The organism is Gammaproteobacteria bacterium (assembly GCA_029881255.1).
Taxonomy (GTDB): Bacteria; Pseudomonadota; Gammaproteobacteria; order S012-40; family S012-40; genus JAOUMY01.
In genome coordinates this window covers 264,544-288,234 of the sequence record JAOUMY010000004.1, presented here as the reverse complement: position 1 = coordinate 288,234, position 23,691 = coordinate 264,544, and the positions used below count along the sequence as shown (strand labels likewise).

Here is a 23,691-nt window from a genome sequence, read left to right as displayed (position 1 = left end):
TGACTTTGGTATACTCCCGAAATCGAAGCCGGTTTCGCCACAAATTCTTTTGTCCTTCATATCATCATGTCGTCTTCTTCTACTCATTCACAATTTATTATGGTCGGTCTTTCCGGCGGCGTAGATTCGTCAGTTTCTGCCTTGCTATTAAAACAACAAGGCTACCAAGTGGCCGGTTTGTTCATGAAGAATTGGGTTGACCTTGAAGGAGACGGCCAGTGTCCTATTGAGGAGGATCTCAAAGACGCGGGACATATCGCAGAGCGCCTGGAAATTGACTTTTATACGGAAAATTTCGCACCGGAATACTGGGACAGGGTATTCGCGCACTTTCTCGATGAATATAAAGCGGGACGTACCCCGAATCCCGATGTCTTGTGCAATAAGGAAATAAAATTTGATCTCTTTCTTCACCGGGCAATGGAGCTTGGTGCCGACAAGATTGCAACAGGACATTATGCGCGACTGGAAGAACAGGACGGACTCCAGGTTTTAAAAAAAGCCGTTGATCTGAACAAAGATCAGACATACTTCCTTCACGCACTTAATCAATATCAGTTGTCGCGAAGTGTTTTTCCTCTGGGCGAGATGCATAAACCGGAAGTACGAGACATCGCAACACAATACCATTTCCAGAATTCCGGCAAAAAAGACAGCACCGGTATTTGTTTTATTGGTGAGAAAAACTTTGGCGAGTTTCTAAGTCAATATCTCCCGGCACAACCCGGATTAATGCAGACACCGGATGGTAAAACTGTCTCAGAACATATGGGGTTGATGTATTACACCCTCGGACAGCGCAAAGGAATTGGCATAGGTGGGCGACAGGACAGCGGTGAAGATCCCTGGTTCGTGGTTGGCAAACGTATACAGGACAATATTCTGGTAATTGCTCAGGGGCATGATCACCCCCTCCTCTACAGCCGGGAGTTAAAAGCAATCGATGTGAACTGGATATCCGGTGAAGAACTTCAGTTACCACTTCGTTGTAGTGCTAAAACCCGCTATCGTCAGGACGACCAGGCATGTACTATCGTGGAAAAACAAGGTGAACATTATATTGTTCAGTTTGACGAACCGCAGCGGGCAATGACGCCTGGTCAATCGGCGGTATTCTATCTGGACGATGTATGTCTTGGTGGTGGCGTAATCGATTTCGTAAAAGACATCATTTATCAATAGACGGAGAACATCAAAAAAAGATGGCTAGTCGTGACAGCTTGATCGCCCTCGCAGGCATGTTTCAGGCAGGATATTTAGTTAGACAAATCGCACGCACGGGGATGGCCGATGCATCTCAGTTTGAAACAGCGGTCAAAAGTGTTCTGAATTCAGATGCAAAGACAACTGAAGACGTTTATGGTGGTGTCCAAAGTATACGTCAAGGAATGATGGTTCTATCGACCTTGTTTGATTCGCTTAATAAAGAACGCGACATGGAAATTGCGAGATATGTCCTGGGCATCGCTCATCTTGAAAGAAAGCTAGCCAAGGATCGCAACTTACTCGATAAACTCTCGGCAGGGATAGAACGCGTGCAACGTCAGGCGGAAAGCTTCGGTCCTATGCACGAAAATATCGTATCCAACCTCGCCAGTGTTTATACGGAAACCATCAGTACTATGCAGCCACGCATCGTGGTTGCAGGTGAACAGGGTTATCTCACCAATCCCCATAATGCCGAAAAAGTTCGCACACTGCTCCTGGCGCTGATGCGCTCAGCAGTATTGTGGCGACAAAAAGGTGGACGCCGCTGGCAATTGATTTTTAGCCGTGGAAAAATCCTGAAACAGGCGAAGGGGTTTTTACAGACGATGTAGAAAACATCTTTCCCGCGCCACGATCTGACGCGGGAAACTGTTTCGTTCTAGGCCTGAGCGATCGGAATCACCTTATCGGCAATCGATTTATACTCGGCTATTTCATGAAAATTCATATAGCGATAGATATTGTCAGACATGGCGGCGATGCTACCAACATATTGCATATATTCCGCTGCTGTAGGTATCTTGCCCAGTCTCGCAGCAACTGCTGATAACTCTGCTGATGCAAGATAAACATCCGCATTCTTGCCCAGTCGGTTCGGGAAATTACGCGTCGATGTCGACACCACTTTAGCATTGTCTGCAACACGCGCCTGATTACCCATACACAAGGAACAACCCGGCATTTCCGTACGAGCACCTGCCTTGCCAAAGATAGCGTAATAGCCTTCCTCTGTCAGTTGGTGTTGATCCATACGTGTAGGTGGTGCAATCCACATGCGAGTCGGTACATTAGTAACGTCTTCCAGCACCTTGCCCGCTGCGCGATAATGGCCAATATTAGTCATACAAGAACCGATAAATACTTCGTCGATTTTTTCACCCGCCACATCGGACAATGTCTTCGCGTCATCGGGGTCATTTGGACAACACAGGATCGGTTCCTTGATCTCATCCATGTTGATTTCAATCACCGCCGCATATTCTGCATCTTTGTCTGCTTCGAGCAATGCCGGCTTTTCAAGCCAGGCCTGCATCGCTTCTATGCGACGTTCAAGAGTACGTACATCACCATATCCCTCGGCAATCATCCACTTCAATAAGGTAATGTTGGAATTCAGATATTCGATGATCGGTTCTTTGTCTAACTTAACTGTACAACCGTTGGCAGAACGTTCTGCCGACGCATCGGCCAGTTCGAAGGCCTGTTCTACTTTCAGTGTCTCAAGCCCTTCTATCTCCAATACACGACCGGAGAAGATGTTTTTCTTACCCGCTTTTTCCACCGTGAGTAAGCCTTGCTTGATGGCAAAATAGGGGATGGCGTGTACCAGGTCGCGCAAGGTAATACCCGCCTGCAATTTACCTGTGAAACGGACTAAAACCGACTCGGGCATATCCAGCGGCATTACGCCCAATGCGGCGGCGAAAGCAACCAGACCTGAACCTGCCGGAAAACTAATCCCCATTGGAAATCGTGTATGCGAATCTCCACCGGTACCAACCGTATCGGGCAATATCATGCGATTCAACCAGGAATGAATAATACCGTCGCCAGGGCGCAGAGCAACACCGCCACGGGTTTGGATAAAATCGGGTAAGGAATGCTGTAATTGTATGTCCACAGGCTTGGGATAAGCCGCCGTATGACAGAAACTCTGCATTACCAGATCGGCAGAGAAACCTAAACAAGCGAGTTCTTTGAGTTCGTCACGCGTCATCGCACCGGTGGTATCCTGAGAACCTACGGTAGTGATGCGTGGTTCGCAATATGTCCCGGGGCGTATGCCTTTCACGCCACAGGCGCGACCAACCATTTTCTGTGCGAGAGTAAAACCTTTTTTGCTTTCCACGGGAGCAACAGGACGACGAAAGATATCAGATGCAGGAAGCCCAAGTGCTTCACGGGTCTTATCCGTAAGTGAACGTCCAATGATTAACGGAATCCGACCACCTGCGCGCACCTCGTCAGGCAAAGTCGTCGGGCGAATTTCAAAAGTGGAAACGGTTTCGCCTTTTTCATTAGTGATCTTGCCATTGTATGGGTGAATCGTAATGACATCGCCCATGTTCAGTTTTGACACATCACATTCAATGGGCAAAGCGCCGGAATCTTCAGCCGTGTTGAAAAATATGGGTGCAATCTTGCCGCCTAATACCACGCCACCCTGCCGTTTATTGGGTACGTAAGGTATGTCGTCGCCCATATGCCACAAAACGGAATTGATGGCCGATTTACGTGAAGAGCCGGTACCGACCACGTCGCCTACGAAGGCCAATGGATGTCCCTTGGCTTTGAGTTTTTCAATCGTGGACAGACCATCCGGCATTTTGCTTACCAGCATCGCCTTGGCATGTAGCGGAATATCCGGACGACTCCAGGCCTCAGAGGCAGGAGAAAGGTCGTCAGTATTGGTTTCGCCGGGCACTTTGAACACGGTAACCGTGATGTCCTCAGGTAGCTCTGGACGATTGGTAAACCATTGCGCATTGGCCCAGGCATCAACCACTTCCTTGGCTACAGGGTTCGATTTGGCCTTCTCAAGGACATCGTGATAGGCATCGAACATTAACAGTGTTTTTGACAGACCTTTGGCGACTATAGGCGCCAGCGTTTTATCGTCAAGCAAATCGATCATCGGTTGGATGTTGTAACCACCGAGCATGGTACCGAGTAATTCCGCTGCCTTGGCTGGATCGATCAGAGGTGATTTGACCTCGCCCTTGGCGATGGCGGTAAGAAAGCCTGCTTTGACATAGGCTGCCTGGTCCACCCCCGGTGGAACCCGATGAATGAATAATTCCAGTAATGTGTCTTCTTCCCCTTTTGGCGGATTCTTCAATAATTCCACCAATGCAGCGGTTTGTTCCGCATCCAGGGGACGCGGTGGCAGTGCATCTACTGCTCTTTCTTCAACATGCTTGCGATAGGCTTCTAACACATCTACACCTCTTTCCGTATACTTTTAACGTTTATTCAATAGCTTGGATAACCGCGCATTGTACCTGTTTTAGCGGCGCTTGCCATGGCGATTTTAAGTGGCACCAGCTATGGAATATCGCTCAACATGTCTATATCGGTGGAATTCTGGTTAAATTCAGGCGCTATCTGCGATAGAATTCGCCCTTTTCCTGACCAAGCAACGACATAGCGAGCCCATGGAACTGTCCAGACTAACTGCAATATCACCGATTGATGGCCGTTACGGCAATAAAACCAACCAGTTACAGCCTATTTTTAGTGAATATGGTCTGATCTACCATCGAGTACTGGTTGAGGTACGCTGGCTACAGGCCTTGTCGGAAAACCCGGCTATCGCCGAAGTCCCGGACCTAAGCGAGTCTGCCCATGCCGCACTCGACAACATCGTTACGGCTTTCAGCGAAGCAGATGCACAACGCGTAAAAGACATCGAGAGAACGACCAACCACGACGTTAAGGCAGTGGAATATTTCCTCAAGGAAAAAATTAAAGGCAACGCTGAACTGGAAGCAATTAATGAATTTTTCCACTTCGCCTGTACCTCAGAGGACATCAATAATATTTCCTACGGTCTGATGCTCAAACGCGGAATGGATGAAGTCATCAAACCGCTGTGCAAAAAGGTGATCGATGCCATAAGCGATATGGCTGTGCAATATGCGGATATTCCGATGTTGTCTCGCACTCATGGCCAACCCGCCTCTCCGACAACAGTGGGCAAAGAGATGGCCAATGTTGCCTATCGCCTGATGCGTCAGCAGCGACAACTGGAAGATTTACAAATCCTGGGTAAGATCAACGGCGCTGTAGGTAACTACAACGCTCACCTTTCTGCCTATCCCGAAGTCGATTGGCAGGGTTTCGCGGAGGCTTTTGTTACCAATCTGGGACTGGACTGGAACCCCTACACGATACAAATCGAGCCACACGACTACGTTGCCGAGTATTTTCATGCATTAGCGCGTTTTAACACTATTGTCCTCGATTTCGATCGTGACATCTGGTCGTATATCTCCATGGGATTCTTCAAACAAAAAACCGTGAAAGGCGAAGTGGGTTCGTCAACGATGCCGCACAAAGTAAACCCCATCGATTTCGAAAACTCTGAGGGTAATCTGGGACTGGCCAATGCCATCTTCGAACACCTGGCGGCCAAACTGCCAGTTTCTCGCTGGCAGCGTGATCTGACCGATTCGACAGTGTTGCGCAACCTGGGCGTAGGTCTTGCCCACTCGGTAATTGCTTATGAGTCTACGCTCAAAGGCATAGGTAAGCTGGAGGTCAACGCGCAACGTATTGCCCAGGATCTGGATGAAAACTGGGAGGTACTCGCAGAACCGATTCAGACCGTTATGCGCCGTTACGGCATTGCCAACCCCTATGAGAAACTGAAGGAACTCACTCGCGGTCAGCGTTTAGATAAGGCGCAAATGCAGGCCTTTATCGCCACATTGGATATCCCGGAAGAAGCCAGGGCGCGCCTGATGGAGATGAGCCCTGCGAGCTATATCGGAAACGCGGTATACCAGGCCCAGTCGATTAAGGACTATGAAAGCTAAATCGCCAATACTGGCGGCGGTATTGTTATAAATAGCAGAAACTCGTCCGGTCCAGAACCCGAAAAACAGGGCCAGACCGCAGATCCGGCCCACGCACCAGGGAATAAACCTGAACTGTACGTGGCAAAGGGGGAGAAAGCACATGAAAAAGATGCTGTGGATATTTCTATTACAAAGTTTTCTTTTGTCCGGTACCGCAACCGCAGACAAGTTACTGCTGGAAGGCATAAACACTGAGCCACCCAATACTCTGGATGGTATTCCTCGCCCCAATGCCGGCATGACGGCTGAACGCGTCGAACAGGTTTTTGGTAAACCCCGCGCCAAGAGCGATCCTGTCGGCAAACCCGCTATCTCGCGCTGGGTCTATGACAGCTTTATCGTGGTATTCGAGAACGATCGCGTCATTCATTCGGTCGTGAAAAAAGCCGCCTATTCCGATCTCACTAATTAGGCTGGTTCAACCAGTCCAGACAGGTCGGTTTATACTTTTATCCGTCCGACTAGCCCTGCTATTATCGCGCTCCTAAATTCCTTTTGAGACGCACACATGCAGCAACGCTTTTTTCCCCCTGAGTGGCACCCCCAAAGCGGCGTACTTTTGACCTGGCCACATTCGCATTCTGACTGGGCAGACATCCTGGATCGCGTTGAACCGGTGTTTGTTGAGATCGGTCGTGAGATCGCCAAACGACAAAACCTGCTCATCGTCGCCTACAATGACGAACATCGTGCGCACATACAGCGATTGCTGGAAAAGGCTGACGTCAATCTTCAACAAGTAAGTCTGCACTGTGTTCCCTCGGATGATACCTGGGCGCGAGACTTTGGTCCTATAACCGTTTACGAAGGCGAACAGGCTCGTCTTCTTGATTTTGTTTTTAATGGTTGGGGAAACAAGTTCTCCGCCAAAAAAGACACCGCTATTACACAAGCGCTTTACAAACAGGATTGCTTTCCCCTGGCCACACATTGGCCACTTGATTTTGTACTTGAGGGCGGTTCAATTGAATCCGATGGTATGGGCACAGTATTGACCACTGCGCATTGTCTGATGTCGCCTCAACGTAATCCGCAATACAGTCGCGATGATGTAACCGAATACCTTAAAAAAGAACTTGGTCTGGAAAGACTGTTGTGGCTGGAGCACGGACATCTCGAAGGTGATGACACTGATAGCCATATCGACACACTGGCGCGTTACACTGATGCAAACACTATTTGTTATGTGCAATGTGACGATACACAGGACAGCCACTATCAGGATCTGAAGGCTATGGAAGATGAGCTAAAACAGCTTGTGGATTTTGCAGGCAAACCCTATCGTCTCATTCCCCTGCCCTGGCCCTCAGCCAAATACAGTCCCGATGACGGCCACCGCTTACCTGCAACCTACGCCAATTTTCTTATCATCAATGGCGCGGTATTGGTACCGACATACGATGATGCAAATGACGATCTCGCCTTGCAACAAGTACAAAAATGTTTTCCCGAATATGAAATCGTCGGTATCAACTGCTTGCCTATCATCGAACAACATGGCAGCCTGCACTGCCTGACCATGCAACTACCAGAAGGTGTACTCGCATGAGCAACAACACGCTCAAAGTCGCATTATTGCAGCACACTTGTGTTGCAGATAAATCTGCAAATCTCGATAAGACGCTCTCCTTGCTGACTGAGGCCGCCAGGCAAGGAGCACAGCTAGTCGTGTTCCAGGAACTGCACAGCAGCCTGTATTTTTGTCAGACAGAGGACGTCGATCATTTCGATTTGGCCGAGCCGATTCCAGGCCCGGGTAGTGAACGTATCGCGGCAGCGGCCAAGCAACACAATGTTGTGGTAGTAAGCTCACTATTTGAAAAACGCGCGGCAGGTTTGTATCACAATACGGCTGTGGTTTTTGAACGTGATGGCAGTATTGCTGGCACCTATCGCAAAATGCACATCCCAGACGATCCCGGGTTTTATGAAAAGTTTTATTTCACTCCCGGCGATCTTGGCTTCACGCCGATCAAGACCTCAGTAGGCAAACTCGGCGTGTTAGTGTGCTGGGATCAGTGGTATCCCGAGGCAGCACGCTTAATGGCCATGTCAGGGGCCGAGCTACTTATTTACCCCACCGCTATCGGCTGGGATCCACGTGATACCAATGATGAAAAACAACGCCAGCTCGAAGCGTGGGTGACTGTACAACGTGGACATGCGATTGCCAACGGCGTACCTGTACTATCTTGTAATCGTACAGGCCATGAGAATGACCCCAGTGGCCAGAGCAATGGTATTCAATTCTGGGGGAATAGTTTTATTGCCGGCCCACAGGGTGAGTTTGTTACCCATGCAAGTGAAGACAAGGAAGAGATTCTATACGCCGACATCGATATGCAGCGTACTGAGGATGTCAGACGAATCTGGCCTTTCTTACGTGATCGACGTATAGATAATTACTTCGATCTGGTTAGACGATACATCGACTAGCAAAAAATTTTGACAAAAAAAACGGCTGTATCAGCCGTTTTTTATCACAGATTCTCATCCTAGTTGACAGGAACAACACGTACCGTGCGTTCTCCATGTAGACAATCTACCGATTCATATCGAACAGTCTGTCCGAATTCGAGTGTTTGGTGTCCGTCTGTTTCGATGGTGGGATAAAACACAAATACGTCTTTACCACCATCTCTGGGACTGATCAGACCGTAACCTTTAGTCCGATTAAACCATTTTACAGTTCCAATGTTCATCTTCACCTCCATGGATAAAGGTCTTGGGTCTAGCGCATGGCTAATGGGCTTATTCAAGTGGCTTATGCCGCCGAGAAGGCACATACCCTACCGTAAAGCTCAATCTATCTCAAGTCTTGCCGATGCAATTTGACGGCGGAACTATTCGCTGCGATGATCATCTAGTAATATTTTACAAATCAAACAGTTGCGAAGGGATTAGGAATGATTCTCATTCTCCAGCCGAACACCGATCAAAATGGTAGCGAATTCAAAAGCCTGATGAGTTATTTGAAGGCAATACCTGATATAGACGCCCGCATTCATATGGTTAAAGGCGTCCAGCAGACCCTCACCGAAATCTATCTGGTGGGTAATACTTCGCCCTTGACGATTGAGGAAATGACCTCGCTGCCCACGGTAGAACGCGTTATTCGCGTGTCCGAAGAATATCGCGTGCTGGGTCGACATCGTGATGAACGCCGCGCCACCTCATTCGAATATAACGGGGTGACTTTTAGCCAGGATAATCTAAATATTTTTGCCGGGCTGTGTGCCGTGGATAATCGCGAAAATGTCGAAACCATGATGAAGGCCTTGCAGGAAAATGGACAGGTATGTACGCGTATGGGTGCGTATAAACCGCGTACCAATCCCTACTCGTTTCAGGGCCACGGTAAGGAATGCTTACCCTGGGTATTCGAGCTTGCCGGAAAATATGGTATCAAGGTCGTTGCCATGGAGATCACCTCCGACGAACACCTGGAAGAAATAAATCAGGCCCTGGCGAGAAGTGGGCGCCCCACTGGCGTCTTGCTGCAGATTGGCACCCGTAACACCCAGAATTTTGAATTATTGAAGGCGGTAGGCCGCCAGACTGAATATCCCGTGCTGTTGAAACGTGGCTTTGGCATCACCCTGGAGGAGTCACTCAACGCCGCCGAGTATCTTGCCAGTGAGGGAAATAGCAAAGTGATCTTTGCCCTGCGGGGAATGAAGACCAATATGGGCGACCCCCATCGGAATCTGGTCGATTTTAGCCATGTACCGGTCATAAAACGCCTTACACGCATGCCCGTGTGCATCGACCCATCCCATTCGGTTGGCACCAGAGCGTCTTCCCCGGATGGCATTCTGGATGTATTCCATGCCACCGCCCAAGGCATCATCGCTGGCGCCAATATGGTGTTGGTGGATTTCCACCCCCATCCTGACAAGGCACTGGTAGACGGCCCACAGGCCTTACATATGCGGGAGTTACCTTACTTTCTGGAAGATGTCGCGATCGTGCGCCAAGCTTATGAAAGGAGAGTCAGCCTGACCGAGCGTTTCCACAAGGAATGGGAAAATTAAATTTCACAAAAAAATATAAATATGCCCTAAAGAATTTTGAATACGGACCGAAACAGGTGGTTGAGCTTTTACTGGATGTGCCCTATGTCTATCAAGAATGTCTCCAAATCTTTCCTCCTGATACTTCTTTTTGCGAGCTTTGGTGTGAATGCCGCTGTAAAGAACGAATCTTCTTTTTTCATGGAAACGTCTTTTACTGATCAGGGCCAGAATCTACTGAATTACTCCACGCAACCGGAATTTGCCGAAAATGACTATTATTCCGATAGCGAGCTGGCGCCACAAAATTCTATTCAGCGTTCTATCCTGGGTGAAAGTGCCGATGAAGTGGTGTTGCACGTAATTGATGCCGTTAAAAATGCCAATATGGTGGAAATGAACGATGTATCCGCGCTGAAGCAAGATCCACGTTTGCAGCAGATGATAGACTCGCCGGAGTTTCAGGCGTTGATGCAACGGTTTAAATAAGCGCGCGAAAAAGATTTCAAAAAGAGCGGGGCAAGCAAGCCCCGCTTTTTTTTCCAATTTTCATCGCATCCTCTACTAGGATTTCAAGTCGGCCAGCAATTCTTCAACTTTTGCTAATTCCTCAGCAGTGGCCTTTGCGATACCTTCCAACACTTCGGCATTTTCCAGTTGCAACGCACGTTCTTCAGAATCGGCATCCAGACCAGAACGATAGTCCTGTTCTATTTTTTCCAGACGCTCACGTAATTCCTGGCGCTTACTTTCCAGTGCTTCGATACTCTGTTCAGTCATAAAACGACTCCTTTTTCAAATCACCAATGAAACACCAGTGGAAGATGCGGGCGAAAATCCATTTCTTTTCCCGCTTTGCCTTCGTCAAAAAACAATTCGAGCAAAGCCGTATCACCGCGATCCAGTTTCAGTAAATTCTCGCCCATGACGGTTTGCGCAGTTGACGAAAATGCGTCGTCTGACTCGGTTGTGATCCTTACCTGAGTGACTTCTTTAAAACCACATGCATGTTGCATGTTAGGTGGTGTCGCTGCCTGATCAGGGCGATGGGAAAACCCGAGATAAAACCACAAGGGTTCAACATACGGCATGTCTTTGGCGATTTCCACTGACAAATGCGCTGGCAGATAGCGGGGACGATATTGCCAGCTCGGAAATGAAACTGCCGTTTCCGTTGGCGACGGTCTGAAACAGACGCCAAACGGTGATGTCCCTGGATCGCGCAAACCTGCCCGATGGAACAGCTGCGTTGGCGCTGTCAGTGGGCTACTTGACTCCTCTTCGTCCTCAAGCCACAACAACTCCAACATCAGGTTGTGAAAATAAAAACGTCGACATGCCGTTCCCTGTCCGGGATGGGTGTTGGGTAGTCCTTCGGTGAGTCCAAAATCAACCAGATGTTTGGCCTCAGGCGCACCTTTGCTTGTGCAGATAAACAGGTGATCAATTTCCATGTGGTTCTTCCCGTCGCTTTTCCCAAATAAGGAAGGTGAGTTATTCCTTGGTAAAGGAACAGCAGTAGTCGGTGACGCAATTGACTTTGATGTCAAATGCAGACCTGGCAGGCACTTCAAATTCTTCGCCTGATGCATAAGCCACCCATTCGTCGCTATCACTTAGGCGAACCAACACATCACCACCCTGAATTTCCATCAATTCTTTGTCATCAGTATTAAATCGATATTCACCTGGCAACATAATACCCAGGGTTTTTACTTCACCGTTTGCAAAACGTATGGTTCTACTGGTTACACGGCCATCGAAATAAACGTTAGCCGCTCTATCGATACTGATATTTTCAAAACTGCTCATTCTGACTCCAGATAAGAATATAGAAACAAGTTTCCGATATTACCCGATATTGTACACGCGACATAATGAAAAACGGCGCCTGGTAGCGCCGCTTTCCCGGTGTAATCAATTCGTGGTCTTTAGCCGCGCTCTGCCGCAGCTTTGCCTTCTAACTCAGGCTTTTTCATCACGCTCAAAGTCAGATTGAAAAAGAAAGCGCCATAACCAACCGTCATTATCGTCGCACAAGTGGCGATGACCGGTGAGTAGTAGCTGTGTACGACTTCCTGCATCGGCGACCCTTCCAGCATCAACATCCCCTCGACTATCCCGAACGTCATTAAGGAAAGATAAAAGCTGACAATTCCGATGGTCACCCACCAGTAGGTGTGTTCAACCAGTCGATTGGAATAAAGCGGTTTTCCGCTCATACGCGGAAAGTGGTAATAAACCATACCAATAAGAAATAGCACCACGCCACCGATAAGATTGATATGGGCATGTGCGAGTGGATCGATTAAATGTCCGGGATTGGTATTTGGGGTTCCGATGGAAACCAGCCAGCTCCGGATAGGTTCCATAACTTGCACCGCGCCCTGAACAGTACCGACAAACAGACAGGCTGCCGAGGTTATCAGAAACTTTACCAGATTAGGTGCTAATAATTCGTTATTTTTCATCACGATCGACCCCACACTTGAAGTTAGACAGGATTTTGATACGACGAAACAGCGCCCTATTTATACGTGAAAACAACGACGAATCCAACCCACTAGAGAAAAATACTGCCATTCCATCTTCACAACTGAGTCTTCTAATAACGAAACCATTGACGTTCACCAGCTCGTCACCCAGTTCACCGACAATGATTGATTTGACTGCATTAATTACAGCATCTTTTTCATAGGATATCCGACGGTACCAAAGCAATTAGTCCTTGTGCCGGTAAACACCATGCCGTGGTTTTGGTAAAACTGCTTCGCTGTGGCTGTGCTTGTTAACGAGAGTTCGGAAATATTCTGAGCGACTGACCACGCTTCAAGGTGCTTGAATAATTGATGACCTATACCTTTGCCTATCCATTCGGGGGCGACGTAGCAAAGATGGATAAAGCCGGAGTTTTCGATAGAAGCAACGCCTGCCAATTGATTTTGCGTATAGGCGACCACTGTATGAATCTGGCGCTTAGCTATCCAGGCGACCATATTTTCCTTAGTCTTTCCCGCCAGCCAGGTGTTGAGAATTTCAGCATTATGGTGATGGTCCTCAGCACATAATTGTGTGATGGATCGTATCAATAGCTGGCACATGAACTCCGCATCTTCTATCCCGGCTGCACGAATACTAATCTCATTCATCACTCAATCCTTGCCTTCTCAAGTATATTACTCGCCACTCCGTCGATACTGGTCTGGTTTTTCTCCTCCCAGTACGTATGTATGCCCTGCTCGCCTTTTTTCTCGGCCCAATTCCAAAGTAAATCCCTGTCTTCAACATAGTCGAACAAAGGAACCGCCATTCCACATGAGGTCTGTACCAGTGAAATCTGTACATCAAATATCTGTCTCGCACCGGGTATGGATGGAAAATGTTGAGCTAGCTCTTTCCACCCCATTTCACCAACGTGGATTACCCTGGATTCTCCATACAGGCGCAATATCGATGGCGTCCCTTCAAAAGCGCAAAACATCAAGGTCATGCGCGGACTATGTTGCACATGAGTCGCCGTCTCATTACCACTACCGGTCACATTCAACCAAACCACGCGATTTGGACCCAGCACGCGCAAACTGTCCATACCTTTCGGTGACACATTGATGTGTCCCGTTTCCATTGCCGTGGCAACAAAAAATACTTTCTGCTTTTCGATAAATTGGCGTATTAGATCACTGATATAAGAATATTGTTGTGCCATGATTTATCTCGTTTCTTCGGCTAACGCATTTCTGGGAATGCGTTTAAATGAAGGGATATCGGTCGAAGGTTCATGCCAATTTGCTTTAGATCCCACAAAGGCATGCGCAACAGGTTTTCCGTGAAACTCACTGTCAATATTGGATAAGGCTAAGCTGAGATATTGTTTATCCGGCGTGTAATTCATCAAACGTGAGCCGCACTTGGAACAAAACACACGCACCCCACCGTGACCACTGTATTCCGAAATCAGCTCTTCCCCCTTTAAAAACTTGAGAGTTTCTCCCTTGGCAAAAGCCTGCGTGGCGAACGCTGCGCCATGAGACTTTCGACATTGAGAACAGTGGCAATTAAAGATTTTTTCGGGGATGATTTCCGCTTCAAAGACAATAGCGCCACACAAACAACTTCCGTTTACTTTGTTTTCTTCCAATTTTCTTCTCCGTTCATTGTTGGACTCGATGCGTCAATTCGAGCATCGTACAGATTCCTTTAACTAGATATATCTCAATCAGATTTGTATGGCTATACTAAAGCCTACTGCACAATATCAAATACCAAAACCTGCCAGACCGAATAATTACAGTGACATACATGCAGTCATCAATATACTAACGAAGCTGACGAATAGCGCGCTATTCAAACGATGCATACGGGCAACTCGTACGATACCAACAGTTGCAATGATAATCAGCAAAGTGGATATCAATTCCGCCTGGGTAAAGGCGAGATTAAACAGGCGATACTCAGTGTTTATGCGGATCTGTTCAATCAAAAGACGCTCAAATCCACTCAGTAATAGATAGAGGAAAAACATCATACCCAAAGGCATAAAACGCTTGCGCACGTTCCAGAGTATGGCAAAGATAAGCAAGCCCATCAGGACTTCATAAAGCGGTGTTGGATAGACACCGGGGCTCTGTATGACTACTCCAATGACATTATTTTCATAGGTCTGCGCCCAAAACCATTGAGGTAACCAATCCGGTTTCGAGCCGAGATCCGCTGCGATACCCCAATCGCCATCACCAGAAATCTGACAGCCTACACGCCCGATGGCATAACCCAAAATCAGCGACGGTGACAATGCATCGAGCATGGGCCACAAGGGTATTTCACGTTTGCGGAGAAAGACTATGCCGGCGACAAAGCCAAATACCAGGCCTCCATAAATGGAAAAACCACCCTGAGTGAATATCATACTCATAGGGTCACCGAGAAAGTCAGACGGATATTCAAGAATATGAAAAACTCTCGCGCCAACTATCCCGGCAATCGCGCATACCAGAGCAAGATCGCTTATGACGCCATGAACAGGAATCCATTGTGTTTCGCCCGTTTTCGAAACGATCACCCGAGCGCTGCCTAACAGCGAGAGCCCCTGGTAACGTTCTACTTCTTTACGGGCAACATAAGTAGCGAGAACTATCGCAGTTGCGACAAACAGACCAAACATCGGTATAGGAAGATTCCAGTCGAGACCGAAAAAATGATTGAACACATCACCTAGAAATGGAAATGCCATACACAACTCCCGTTAACAATAGCTATGCGCTAATTGCTGATCCGCTATAACGTCTGTAGGAACAGTTTCGTGGGAAAGCATGGGTATTGAGAAAATTCAACGGACGCATTCCCTCGCGAGGCTTATGCTTCTATCTTCCTTGGCGAGGATTATGATGTCAATTATTTGAAGCACGCTACTTGTGTTGCTTATGGATCCTTACGCAAGGCAGCGGAACCTGACACAGTGTTTGCGGCGCCATTTGATGTAGCGGTCATTTCATAACTAATCCCTGCACCGCTAGGCACCGTGCTACTATCACCGCCGACGAAGAAACCACTGATATGGCCGAGTCCTGGATTTCCCGCAGAGGTGTCCGAGGTAACATTGACTTGCATAAGACCCGAGAACGTCGCGGTATCAGCTTGTATCGGCATTGTGGACGCTTCACCCTTCCAGTTTTGGTTATCGATGGTGAGTTCAACTGTCGCATTGCTCACCATTGCAGGCGCATTGAAGTCTGCGGTTAAGGTCACGCTGCCCAGTTGGCCGACATTGCCCGCGCTGTCTGTGGGTGCCGTGCCACCATAGAGACTGTATGTCGCCGTTCCACTAATCGGTAGACTACGCATCATGCTGTTTTCGTCTCCGGCGACCCAATGCATCTGATCCTTGATACGAGTGTAATAAGGGTCGGCTGTTTCGCCTTCAAACGTAACGGTTCCACTTGCCCACCGCCCCCAGCGTAATCCAGTGGTGGCATCGTAACCCAGATCCAGTTGCGTGCCGTCAAACAGGTACTGCGTCTGTGTAAACAAATAGGCATCATTGGTGGTATTAGCCAATACGCCATCGACCTGATTGTCGCGATATCCTGTGACGCGAGCCTCGCTATGATTAATCACCTGCCTGCCTATCCGTCCACCGACAGAGCCGGTCGCCATAGAAAAAGCCTGGTTTTGATTGGTCGACACGCCTGGAATAGTGTTCAAAGGATCATCAAGATTGTTGGCGCTATCACTGGACATTGCCTGCTCTAACATTCCAAGAAGACCTTCCCCAACTGTCTCTCTCTCTGCGGTCGATGAAACTGTTTCATTTTCCGTAGACGGTAGCAGCACATTTCCATCAGAACCGAAGCGACTTTCCATCATGTCTCCAAACAGTGCATAACTACTGTCGGCGGCACCGAGTGATGGCGAAGTTAAGGCCGCTTGTTTGCGTACATCTTCGGCAATGGATTCGATGACTGCACTTGGTTCGGGTGAAAATGTTGTCGTCTGGGTTGACGATTCGTTTTTCCCTTCATTGGCTTCCTTACCGACGGGTGGATTTTCTCGGGTGCGCCGTGATTCTGGTTCCTGAATTTTTCTAACGTCTCGCTGAGTCCGATCAAACATTAAAAAGCTAGGTGCCTGTCGTAAGGTCTTGGGTAAATCACCCAGCGCATTTACAAAGCCGTATTCATTGGCGCCGATGTTAATGTTTCCCAGTTCATTCTGGAGCGTAACTCCACCACTGATTACGCCAACATACAATCCGTTTTGCGCGCTTGTATCACCTCGCTCACCTTCGCCACAATCGGATCGGCAATACATTACGGTAAAATCGGTACCGCGTATGCCGAGAGTAGCCACTGGAGTTTTTAGTTTAAAAGCCTGCTTATTCATCTTCCCGATTTGTCCAGTAATTGCGCGAAAACCTCCCTTGACCAGATTCAAGTGTTGTTTATTTTCTTCGGTATCATTAAAGCTATATGCGTCAATAGTAAAGCTGCTATTTGGGCGTACCGAAATGAAGGCGTTGTCCTTAAAGCGAATCTGCACCTGGCTCTTTTGATTGGTATGAATCGTGTCCAGTGCATAGACAGGTGCCTTGCGAGTAAGTTTTCTACCCGTACCCTCGATGCCACGAGCCAACGCATCACCGAGTACAAATACCACGGTACCAACAGGATGTTTTTCTTCGGCGGCGATGGCCACATTTAACACGAGAATAGACATAAGACCGATAGCAAACATCAGCTTGACAGACTTCATTAGAATTCCCTCCGCAAACCGATGTTGTAATCCAGTTTGTCATAGGCATAGATAGCTTGGGTGCTGCTGTTGTAAATGTACGAAACACCGGCTTTGATTAGAGTACGTTTCGTGGCTTTCCATTCGACGCCAACCATCGCGTCAAGCCTCCTTTCTTCGCGGGGCACTCCCTGGAACAGATTGAGATACCGGGTCCAGATAGCGCCACCCGCACCGACCAAACGCCACTTTGCAGTCAGGTGCTTTGTACCACTTGCGCGTAATCCTCGCGTTTCGTTGTCATACTCTGAAGAATCTCGATGGCGGGCGTATGACCGACCATAAATCCACATCAAATTGGTTTTTGGCAATATGCCGATATCCTGAACTGTCGACAAACCAACACCGGCCAGGCCATTAAAATTGTCCTGTGTGCTCAATTCTTCGAAAAATTCGGAACCTCCGGCTCGCCCCATAAACGTGGCTTTTAGTAGACGACTCAAGGAAAACTGTAACCGCCCCGTGGCCATGCCGGTATAGCTTTCGTATTCACCGATGCGTGAATAGAATCCCTTTGCCCCTACATTCATACTGAAATATCGATCGAAATAATTGACGCTCATATTGCCGCTGGCAATCGTGTTATTCACAAATGGCGCACTGACGTTGTATCGATAATGAATATCTGCGCCCATGTAAAAGGTCGAGCGCGCCCCGGCCTGAAAGGCGAGATTCGCGGTAAGTCCACCGAGTCCATATGCCGAAGGTGACTTACGCGCTTGTTCGGATAATGCGAAATCTTTATAAGTCGTAAGATCGGTAGCACTATTGGCATTGCTGTCACTACCGAACGCCGCGTCCAATGCATAAGACACTCGGTAGCGTGGGCCTTTCTGTCGCTGAAAGATCTCGTCCAGATAAAACACCACCAATTCTCTGACCTTATTTGGCGGGTTGTACTGCATGATGGCCTCGAACTCTTCCCTCGCTGTAGAAAACTCACCGAGATAATAATAAGAACGGGCGAGATCAACACGCGCGCCGACAAATGCAGGCTCCATTGCCAATACCCGCTGGAGTGCAATAACCGCATAATTTGGAACATCTGCGTCCAACGCAGAAATACCTAAAAGATAATCAAATTCAGGATTTCCGGCATACTCACTCTCAAGTGGAAGTAATAAACGATAGGCCCCCTTTGCCTGCCCGTTGTCTAACAATGCCTTGGCCTGAAAAATGGTCGCCTTATCATCCGCCTGGGCAATCGTCTCCCATGGCCCGATGAAAACCAGTCCGATTAGTATTGAAGCAAAAAGTGAGCTTCCCGCCTTAAAAATCGAATTTCCTGACATATTTCCCTATGCGCCTCTTGTCTAGCCTTGTGCAGAACCAGGCAAAAATGCCTTCTCTATCTGTATGTATCGGTATTCTCGAAAGAAAGTTCACCTTTGGCGACAGGTAATAGAAGGGGTATAAATCAGGCTTTTTATGGCTTAGTTACATTTGGCGAGTGGCTGGAAATTCAGCGGGCTGCAAATATGGAAAATAGGATTCGTAAAAAGGTTCGCAAGAATAGATACACAGTCCCCGATCCTTGTTCCTTGTTCCTTGTTCCTTGTTCCTTGTTCCTTGTTCCTTGTTCCTTGTTCCTTGTTCCTTGTTCCTTGTTCCTTGTTCCTTGTTCCTTGTTCCTTGTTCCTTGTTTTGCGAGGGTAGGCTCAGTTTTGACTTCTGTATATAGGGTTTCTCAGCGCTATACACGAAAATATATGCTCGGTATCAGATACCGTTTTGTCGAGTAGATTTAAGACTCAGTAGAGTTTCCATGACAGAGGGCGCAGTTATTTTGCTCGTAGGGCGAGTATGCCGCCGATGATTACCAGTAGACTACCGCCCCAGGTAAACACATCAAATAACTCACCCCAAAATACGGCCCCCATGACCGCAGCGAATACCACCGTGGTGTAGGTAAACGGGCCGGCTGTCGCGACGGGAGCCAGACTATATCCTCGGGTTATCGCCATTTGGCCAACAGTGGCGAGAATTCCGATAGCGATTAATAGCAGCAACTGCTCCAATAACGGTGTCTGCCAGCTAATGGCAGCCAAAACTGCCGACGCGAGTAAGCTGATGAAGGTATGGTAGAAAACAATACGAGTAGTGGCTTCTGTATCCGACATGCGCCGGATAGTGGTCAGGGCGACAGCAGCTAATAACCCGGACGACAAGGCAATCAAGCCCCCGACAGTCAGCAGTTCTGTACCTGATTTTGGATGCAGTAGAAACACCACGCCCAAAAATCCGGTCAGGATAGCGCCCCACACTTTAAGCCCCATGCCCTCTCGCAACCACAGCCAGGCTATCACTGGCGCAAACAAGGGGGTTGTGTAACTCAATAATACTGCCTGGGATAAAGGGATCAGGCTGATGGAATAGAAAAAGGTATACATGGCGCCGAAGCCGACCACACCGCGCAGTAAGTGTAGATGGGGAACGCCGGTACGCATGCTAACTTTTTGGCGCAATAGCAGCGGAACTACCACCACGATCCCAATCAGACTACGAAAAAAAACAATGACTTCACTCGGTAGCGATGGGGAAAGATACTTGATTAGTGCCCCCATGAAGGCGAATGCGAACCCGGACAAAACCACGAACCCCGGCCCTAACCATCGCTTATTTGTGTGAGGTAGCAGCTGCATGCCCGGTTTTTGCCCTTTTCCCTTAAACTGATGGCCTGTTTGTGGGACAATACGCGGCCGAATTTTTTGGCTGAAACAAGATTCCAGGTACAAATTGCGTACCAAATTCAAGACGTTCCAGGTTTCCCATGAATGATGCAACTACCCTATTGACAAACATCTTAGAACCTGTCTTGCGTGTTTCACGTGGCACAACCGCCCGTTTTGGACGCCTGTATGGGGCCTCACGTGGGTTGCTAATCGCAAGATTAGCCGAAAAACACTCTTCAGCACCGGTCGTCGTGGTAGTTGAGGACATGAGCGCGGCCCTTGAGCTTGACGCCGAGCTGCGTTTTTTCCTGGATAAAACAGCTGCTTCTGGCATCATGGCATTTCCCGACTGGGAAATCCTCCCGTACGATGTCTTTTCTCCTCATCAGGACATTATTTCTCAGCGCCTGGAAACCCTTTACCAGCTACCGAATACCCATAGCGGCATACTGATTGTGCCGGCCGCAATGCTCTGCCAGCAGCTCGCGCCTCGCCAGTTTGTGCAATCCAGCATCCTGTTGCTCAAACAGGGCCAGACCCTGGATATAGACCAATTCCGCCTCGATCTTGAAGCTGCCGGTTACAACTACGTTTCCCAAGTTCTCGAGCATGGCGATTTCACTGTAAGAGGTTCTCTCATCGACCTCTACGCGATGGGTAGCGAGCTGCCGATCCGCATAGACTTGTTCGACAACGAAGTCGAAAGCATACGTACCTTCGATCCTGAAACCCAGCGCACCGTAGACAAAGCCGATAACATCCGCATGCTGCCTGCACGGGAATTTCCTTTCACCGAACAGGCGCGCAAGCGCTTTCGCCAAAACTGGCGCGAACGTTTTGAAGGTGACCCGAATAAGGCCCAGGTATACCGAGATGTGACCAATGGCATTTTGCCCGGCGGTATCGAATATTACCTTCCCCTGTTCTTCGAGGAGACCGGGACGCTTTTCGATTATCTGCCCGATGACACCTTATTCCTGCTATCCGACTCCAGTGAAAGTGCAATTGCGAAATTTTGGGAAGAAGTCAGCAACCGATATGAGCAACGATGTCATGACGTAGAAAGACCCATCTTGCCGCCTGAGATGTTATTTCTCTCGCCACAACAGGCCTCGCAAGCCCTGGCCAGTTATTCCAAAGTCGTCTACCAGGTATACGAAATCGACACCGCACTTGACGATGCCAATCCACTACACCAAAACTTTTCCACCCATCGTCCGCCGGTTGTACAACTCAACGCTCGCGTTTCCGATCCTTCGCAAGCGCTGAAGCTCTTTTTAAATCAGCACAAAGGCAAGACCTTATTCACGGCGGAAACCGATGGACGCCGCGAAGCGCTGGTTAAATTATTACGCGACAATGGGCTCACGCCGAAAGTCGTGAAAAGCTGGCGCGCTTTTATCGAGGGCGAAGAAAGGCTCGCAATCGGTATTGCACCCCTTGATCAGGGACTGCTACTCAGTGACCCGGACATCGCGCTCATCACCGAGGCGCAGTTATTTGGCGAAAAGATTCAGCAACGCCGACGCCGCACCCGCGCCACGAAAGATAACGAGGCGATCGTCCAAAGCCTCTCCGAACTCACCATGGGTTCGCCCGTCGTACACGAAGACCATGGTGTCGGTCGCTACCTGGGTTTACAACGACTCAATATTGGCGGAAGTGAGAACGAGTTTCTTGCGCTGGAATATGCCGCCGGGGACAAACTGTATGTTCCGGTTTCGTCTCTGCATCTCATCAGCCGCTATACCGGCGCAAGCCCCGAGTCTGCTCCTTTGCATCGACTCGGTTCCGATCAATGGGATAAAGCGAAAAAACGCGCCGCAGAAAAAGTACGCGACGTGGCAGCGGAATTACTCGATATCTATGCTCGGCGTGAGGCGGCCAAAGGCCATCACTTTCGCGTCAACCAGCATGACTATGATAGCTTTGCCGCGGCCTTTCCTTTTGAGGAAACCCCGGACCAGCAACAAACCATCGACGCGATTATCGCAGACATGCGCTCCGACAAACCGATGGACAGACTGGTGTGCGGCGATGTGGGATTCGGTAAAACCGAAGTCGCCATGCGTGCCGCCTTTGTCGCTGCTAATGATGGTAAGCAGGTAGCGGTACTTGTCCCCACTACCCTGCTCGCGCAACAACACTTTGATAATTTCCGTGACCGTTTTGCGGATTGGCCGTTTCGCATCGAAGGCATGTCACGCTTCAAAACCAAAAAGGAACAGGATGACACGCTCAAGGCGTTGGCCGAGGGTAAAGTGGATATCGTAATCGGCACACACAAGCTGATCCAGGACAATGTGCGCTTCAAGAATCTTGGCTTGCTCATTGTCGATGAGGAGCATCGTTTTGGTGTGCGTCAAAAAGAAAAGGTCAAAGCGATCGCTGCCAATATCGACCTGTTATCTCTAACCGCCACGCCGATTCCGCGTACATTGAATATGGCCCTGGCGAGCCTGCGCGACCTGTCTATTATCGCGACACCGCCAACGACGCGCATCGCGGTGAAAACATTTGTTGGTGAGTGGAACAAGCAAAGCATACGGGAGGCCTGCCTACGTGAGATCAAACGCGGCGGCCAGGTCTATTTCCTACACAATGAAGTCGAGAGCATCCACCGCATAGCCCGCGATTTAGGTGAAATTGTTCCTGAAGCCAAGATTGAAGTGGCCCACGGACAAATGCGCGAACGCGAATTGGAACAGGTAATGTCGGACTTTTATCACCGACGCTTCAATATGCTGGTATGCACCACGATAATTGAGAGCGGCATTGATATCCCTACTGCCAACACCATCCTTATACATCGCGCCGACAAACTTGGGCTGGCGCAGTTGCATCAGCTTCGTGGACGTGTTGGTCGTTCTCATCATCGCGCCTACGCTTATCTGATCGTGCCACCTAGAAACGCCTTGACCAAGGACGCCGAGAAACGTCTTGAGGCGATAGAATCGCTTGAGGATTTGGGTGCCGGATTCATGCTTGCTTCTCATGATCTGGAGATTCGCGGCGCTGGAGAATTATTGGGTGAAGAACAAAGCGGGCAAATGCATGAGATCGGTTTCAGTCTCTATACCGAATTGCTTGAACGTGCGGTCAAGGCACTCAAGGAAGGTAAACAGCCAGAACTCGACCGTCCTTTGGAACACGGTGCCGAAGTGGAACTCGGTGCTCCCGCACTGATTCCAGACGATTATTTACCTGATGTACACACACGTCTGACCATGTATAAACGTATTGCCAGTGCAACTGACGCTGATTCCTTACGCGAATTGCAAGTCGAGATGATTGATCGTTTCGGTCTAATACCGGATCAGACCAAAAAACTGTTTGCGATTACCGAAATCAAACTCAAGCTCAATCCGCTCGGAGTCAAAAAGCTGGAACTACATGCCCGTGGTGGACGCATTATCTTCAATCAGCAACCCAATATTGATCCCATGAAAATTATCGCGCTGATTCAAAAACGGCCGATGATTTATAGTCTCGATGGGCAGGACAAGTTACGTATTAGCAAAGTGATGCAGAGCTTTGACGAACGTGCACAGTTTATAGATGAGCTGATTGATAAATTGCAGGCCTGAGTCTAGTTTTTCTGTTTTTTAGTAAAAAATAATATTTCGACTATTTCATTTGCACGGATGCGAA

22 protein-coding genes are annotated in these 23,691 nt (G+C 48.6%); 9 read left to right on the top strand and 13 right to left on the bottom strand.

Features of this window, described 5'->3' with window-relative positions; translation table 11 throughout:
* Positions 1 to 66 precede the first annotated feature (66 nt).
* Positions 67 to 1,182 (top strand): tRNA 2-thiouridine(34) synthase MnmA, encoded by a 1,116-nt coding sequence (mnmA, locus tag OEZ43_10765; protein MDH5546067.1) that lies wholly within the window; start codon positions 67 to 69, stop codon positions 1,180 to 1,182.
* Positions 1,183 to 1,202: 20 nt separating this feature from the next.
* Positions 1,203 to 1,820 (top strand): high frequency lysogenization protein HflD, encoded by a 618-nt coding sequence (gene hflD, locus OEZ43_10760; protein MDH5546066.1) that lies wholly within the window; start codon positions 1,203 to 1,205, stop codon positions 1,818 to 1,820.
* A gap of 47 nt (positions 1,821 to 1,867) precedes the next feature.
* On the opposite strand, the gene acnB is transcribed toward hflD, so the two are convergent.
* Positions 1,868 to 4,426, bottom strand: a complete 2,559-nt coding sequence (gene acnB / locus OEZ43_10755) for a bifunctional aconitate hydratase 2/2-methylisocitrate dehydratase (GenBank protein ID MDH5546065.1) — start codon at positions 4,424 to 4,426, stop codon at positions 1,868 to 1,870.
* 217 nt (positions 4,427 to 4,643) lie between these two features.
* On the opposite strand from acnB, the gene purB reads away from it, so the two are divergent.
* The 4 genes from purB (at position 4,644) to OEZ43_10735 (ending at position 8,504) form a co-directional block, all read left to right on the top strand.
* Positions 4,644 to 6,026, top strand: coding sequence for an adenylosuccinate lyase (purB, locus tag OEZ43_10750; protein ID MDH5546064.1), 1,383 nt, complete (start codon positions 4,644 to 4,646; stop codon positions 6,024 to 6,026).
* Between the two features lie 142 nt (positions 6,027 to 6,168).
* Positions 6,169 to 6,480 (top strand): hypothetical protein, encoded by a 312-nt coding sequence (locus OEZ43_10745; protein MDH5546063.1) that lies wholly within the window; start codon positions 6,169 to 6,171, stop codon positions 6,478 to 6,480.
* Positions 6,481 to 6,576: 96 nt separating this feature from the next.
* Entirely contained in the window at positions 6,577 to 7,617 is a 1,041-nt protein-coding gene (locus OEZ43_10740) for an agmatine deiminase family protein (protein ID MDH5546062.1), read from the top strand.
* Positions 7,614 to 8,504, top strand: a complete 891-nt coding sequence (locus tag OEZ43_10735) for a carbon-nitrogen hydrolase (protein MDH5546061.1) — start codon at positions 7,614 to 7,616, stop codon at positions 8,502 to 8,504. Before OEZ43_10740 ends, OEZ43_10735 begins: the two co-directional genes overlap by 4 nt.
* A 59-nt stretch (positions 8,505 to 8,563) precedes the next feature.
* Here OEZ43_10735 and OEZ43_10730 read toward each other — a convergent pair whose 3' ends face one another.
* On the bottom strand, positions 8,564 to 8,770 hold the full coding sequence (locus tag OEZ43_10730; protein MDH5546060.1) for a cold-shock protein: 207 nt from the start codon (positions 8,768 to 8,770) through the stop codon (positions 8,564 to 8,566).
* Between the two features lie 204 nt (positions 8,771 to 8,974).
* On the opposite strand from OEZ43_10730, the gene OEZ43_10725 reads away from it, so the two are divergent.
* Positions 8,975 to 10,102 carry a 3-deoxy-7-phosphoheptulonate synthase gene (locus OEZ43_10725; GenBank protein MDH5546059.1) on the top strand — a complete coding sequence of 376 codons (1,128 nt, stop codon included), beginning with the start codon at positions 8,975 to 8,977 and terminating at the stop codon, positions 10,100 to 10,102.
* 84 nt (positions 10,103 to 10,186) lie between these two features.
* The gene (locus tag OEZ43_10720) at positions 10,187 to 10,570 is read left to right on the top strand and encodes a hypothetical protein (protein MDH5546058.1); all 384 of its coding nucleotides are present in this window, start codon (positions 10,187 to 10,189) and stop codon (positions 10,568 to 10,570) included.
* A gap of 75 nt (positions 10,571 to 10,645) precedes the next feature.
* Here OEZ43_10720 and OEZ43_10715 read toward each other — a convergent pair whose 3' ends face one another.
* The 11 genes from OEZ43_10715 to OEZ43_10665 form a co-directional block, all read right to left on the bottom strand.
* A complete protein-coding gene (locus tag OEZ43_10715) occupies positions 10,646 to 10,861 on the bottom strand; it encodes a hypothetical protein (protein MDH5546057.1) in 216 nt (71 codons plus the stop codon).
* Positions 10,862 to 10,881: 20 nt separating this feature from the next.
* A complete protein-coding gene (locus tag OEZ43_10710) occupies positions 10,882 to 11,535 on the bottom strand; it encodes a glyoxalase-like domain protein (protein MDH5546056.1) in 654 nt (217 codons plus the stop codon).
* A 40-nt stretch (positions 11,536 to 11,575) separates the two neighbouring features.
* On the bottom strand, positions 11,576 to 11,893 hold the full coding sequence (locus OEZ43_10705; GenBank protein MDH5546055.1) for a pyrimidine/purine nucleoside phosphorylase: 318 nt from the start codon (positions 11,891 to 11,893) through the stop codon (positions 11,576 to 11,578).
* A gap of 119 nt (positions 11,894 to 12,012) precedes the next feature.
* The gene (locus OEZ43_10700; protein ID MDH5546054.1) at positions 12,013 to 12,552 is read right to left on the bottom strand and encodes a cbb3-type cytochrome c oxidase subunit I; all 540 of its coding nucleotides are present in this window, start codon (positions 12,550 to 12,552) and stop codon (positions 12,013 to 12,015) included.
* Positions 12,553 to 12,759: 207 nt separating this feature from the next.
* Positions 12,760 to 13,230, bottom strand: a complete 471-nt coding sequence (locus tag OEZ43_10695) for a GNAT family N-acetyltransferase (protein ID MDH5546053.1) — start codon at positions 13,228 to 13,230, stop codon at positions 12,760 to 12,762.
* Complete coding sequence (locus tag OEZ43_10690; protein MDH5546052.1) at positions 13,230 to 13,787, bottom strand: pyridoxamine 5'-phosphate oxidase family protein; 558 nt, start codon at positions 13,785 to 13,787, stop codon at positions 13,230 to 13,232. The genes OEZ43_10695 and OEZ43_10690 overlap by 1 nt, the downstream gene beginning before the upstream one ends.
* 3 nt (positions 13,788 to 13,790) lie before the next feature.
* Complete coding sequence (locus OEZ43_10685) at positions 13,791 to 14,219, bottom strand: GFA family protein (GenBank protein MDH5546051.1); 429 nt, start codon at positions 14,217 to 14,219, stop codon at positions 13,791 to 13,793.
* A gap of 147 nt (positions 14,220 to 14,366) precedes the next feature.
* Positions 14,367 to 15,311 carry a prolipoprotein diacylglyceryl transferase gene (locus tag OEZ43_10680; protein ID MDH5546050.1) on the bottom strand — a complete coding sequence of 315 codons (945 nt, stop codon included), beginning with the start codon at positions 15,309 to 15,311 and terminating at the stop codon, positions 14,367 to 14,369.
* Between the two features lie 188 nt (positions 15,312 to 15,499).
* A complete protein-coding gene (locus OEZ43_10675) occupies positions 15,500 to 17,329 on the bottom strand; it encodes a FecR family protein (GenBank protein MDH5546049.1) in 1,830 nt (609 codons plus the stop codon).
* Positions 17,329 to 18,660 (bottom strand): hypothetical protein, encoded by a 1,332-nt coding sequence (locus tag OEZ43_10670; GenBank protein ID MDH5546048.1) that lies wholly within the window; start codon positions 18,658 to 18,660, stop codon positions 17,329 to 17,331. Before OEZ43_10670 ends, OEZ43_10675 begins: the two co-directional genes overlap by 1 nt.
* Before the next feature lie 489 nt (positions 18,661 to 19,149).
* Positions 19,150 to 20,010 carry a DMT family transporter gene (locus OEZ43_10665; GenBank protein ID MDH5546047.1) on the bottom strand — a complete coding sequence of 287 codons (861 nt, stop codon included), beginning with the start codon at positions 20,008 to 20,010 and terminating at the stop codon, positions 19,150 to 19,152.
* A 128-nt stretch (positions 20,011 to 20,138) separates the two neighbouring features.
* On the opposite strand from OEZ43_10665, the gene mfd reads away from it, so the two are divergent.
* The gene (gene mfd / locus OEZ43_10660) at positions 20,139 to 23,627 is read left to right on the top strand and encodes a transcription-repair coupling factor (protein MDH5546046.1); all 3,489 of its coding nucleotides are present in this window, start codon (positions 20,139 to 20,141) and stop codon (positions 23,625 to 23,627) included.
* The last annotated feature ends 64 nt before the right edge of the window (positions 23,628 to 23,691 follow it).

Coding starts and splice junctions, on each gene's coding strand:
- OEZ43_10745 (MDH5546063.1), top strand. CDS start 6,169: ATGAAAAAGATGCTGTGGATATTTCTATTACAAAGTTTTCTTTTGTCC.
- OEZ43_10690 (MDH5546052.1), bottom strand. CDS start 13,787: ATGGCACAACAATATTCTTATATCAGTGATCTAATACGCCAATTTATC.
- OEZ43_10730 (MDH5546060.1), bottom strand. CDS start 8,770: ATGAACATTGGAACTGTAAAATGGTTTAATCGGACTAAAGGTTACGGT.
- OEZ43_10675 (MDH5546049.1), bottom strand. CDS start 17,329: ATGAAGTCTGTCAAGCTGATGTTTGCTATCGGTCTTATGTCTATTCTC.
- OEZ43_10670 (MDH5546048.1), bottom strand. CDS start 18,660: ATGTCAGGAAATTCGATTTTTAAGGCGGGAAGCTCACTTTTTGCTTCA.
- OEZ43_10710 (MDH5546056.1), bottom strand. CDS start 11,535: ATGGAAATTGATCACCTGTTTATCTGCACAAGCAAAGGTGCGCCTGAG.
- OEZ43_10725 (MDH5546059.1), top strand. CDS start 8,975: ATGATTCTCATTCTCCAGCCGAACACCGATCAAAATGGTAGCGAATTC.
- OEZ43_10720 (MDH5546058.1), top strand. CDS start 10,187: ATGTCTATCAAGAATGTCTCCAAATCTTTCCTCCTGATACTTCTTTTT.
- OEZ43_10740 (MDH5546062.1), top strand. CDS start 6,577: ATGCAGCAACGCTTTTTTCCCCCTGAGTGGCACCCCCAAAGCGGCGTA.
- OEZ43_10665 (MDH5546047.1), bottom strand. CDS start 20,010: ATGCAGCTGCTACCTCACACAAATAAGCGATGGTTAGGGCCGGGGTTC.
- OEZ43_10715 (MDH5546057.1), bottom strand. CDS start 10,861: ATGACTGAACAGAGTATCGAAGCACTGGAAAGTAAGCGCCAGGAATTA.
- OEZ43_10695 (MDH5546053.1), bottom strand. CDS start 13,230: ATGAATGAGATTAGTATTCGTGCAGCCGGGATAGAAGATGCGGAGTTC.
- OEZ43_10735 (MDH5546061.1), top strand. CDS start 7,614: ATGAGCAACAACACGCTCAAAGTCGCATTATTGCAGCACACTTGTGTT.
- OEZ43_10700 (MDH5546054.1), bottom strand. CDS start 12,552: ATGAAAAATAACGAATTATTAGCACCTAATCTGGTAAAGTTTCTGATA.
- mfd (MDH5546046.1), top strand. CDS start 20,139: ATGAATGATGCAACTACCCTATTGACAAACATCTTAGAACCTGTCTTG.
- hflD (MDH5546066.1), top strand. CDS start 1,203: ATGGCTAGTCGTGACAGCTTGATCGCCCTCGCAGGCATGTTTCAGGCA.
- purB (MDH5546064.1), top strand. CDS start 4,644: ATGGAACTGTCCAGACTAACTGCAATATCACCGATTGATGGCCGTTAC.
- OEZ43_10705 (MDH5546055.1), bottom strand. CDS start 11,893: ATGAGCAGTTTTGAAAATATCAGTATCGATAGAGCGGCTAACGTTTAT.
- mnmA (MDH5546067.1), top strand. CDS start 67: ATGTCGTCTTCTTCTACTCATTCACAATTTATTATGGTCGGTCTTTCC.
- OEZ43_10680 (MDH5546050.1), bottom strand. CDS start 15,311: ATGGCATTTCCATTTCTAGGTGATGTGTTCAATCATTTTTTCGGTCTC.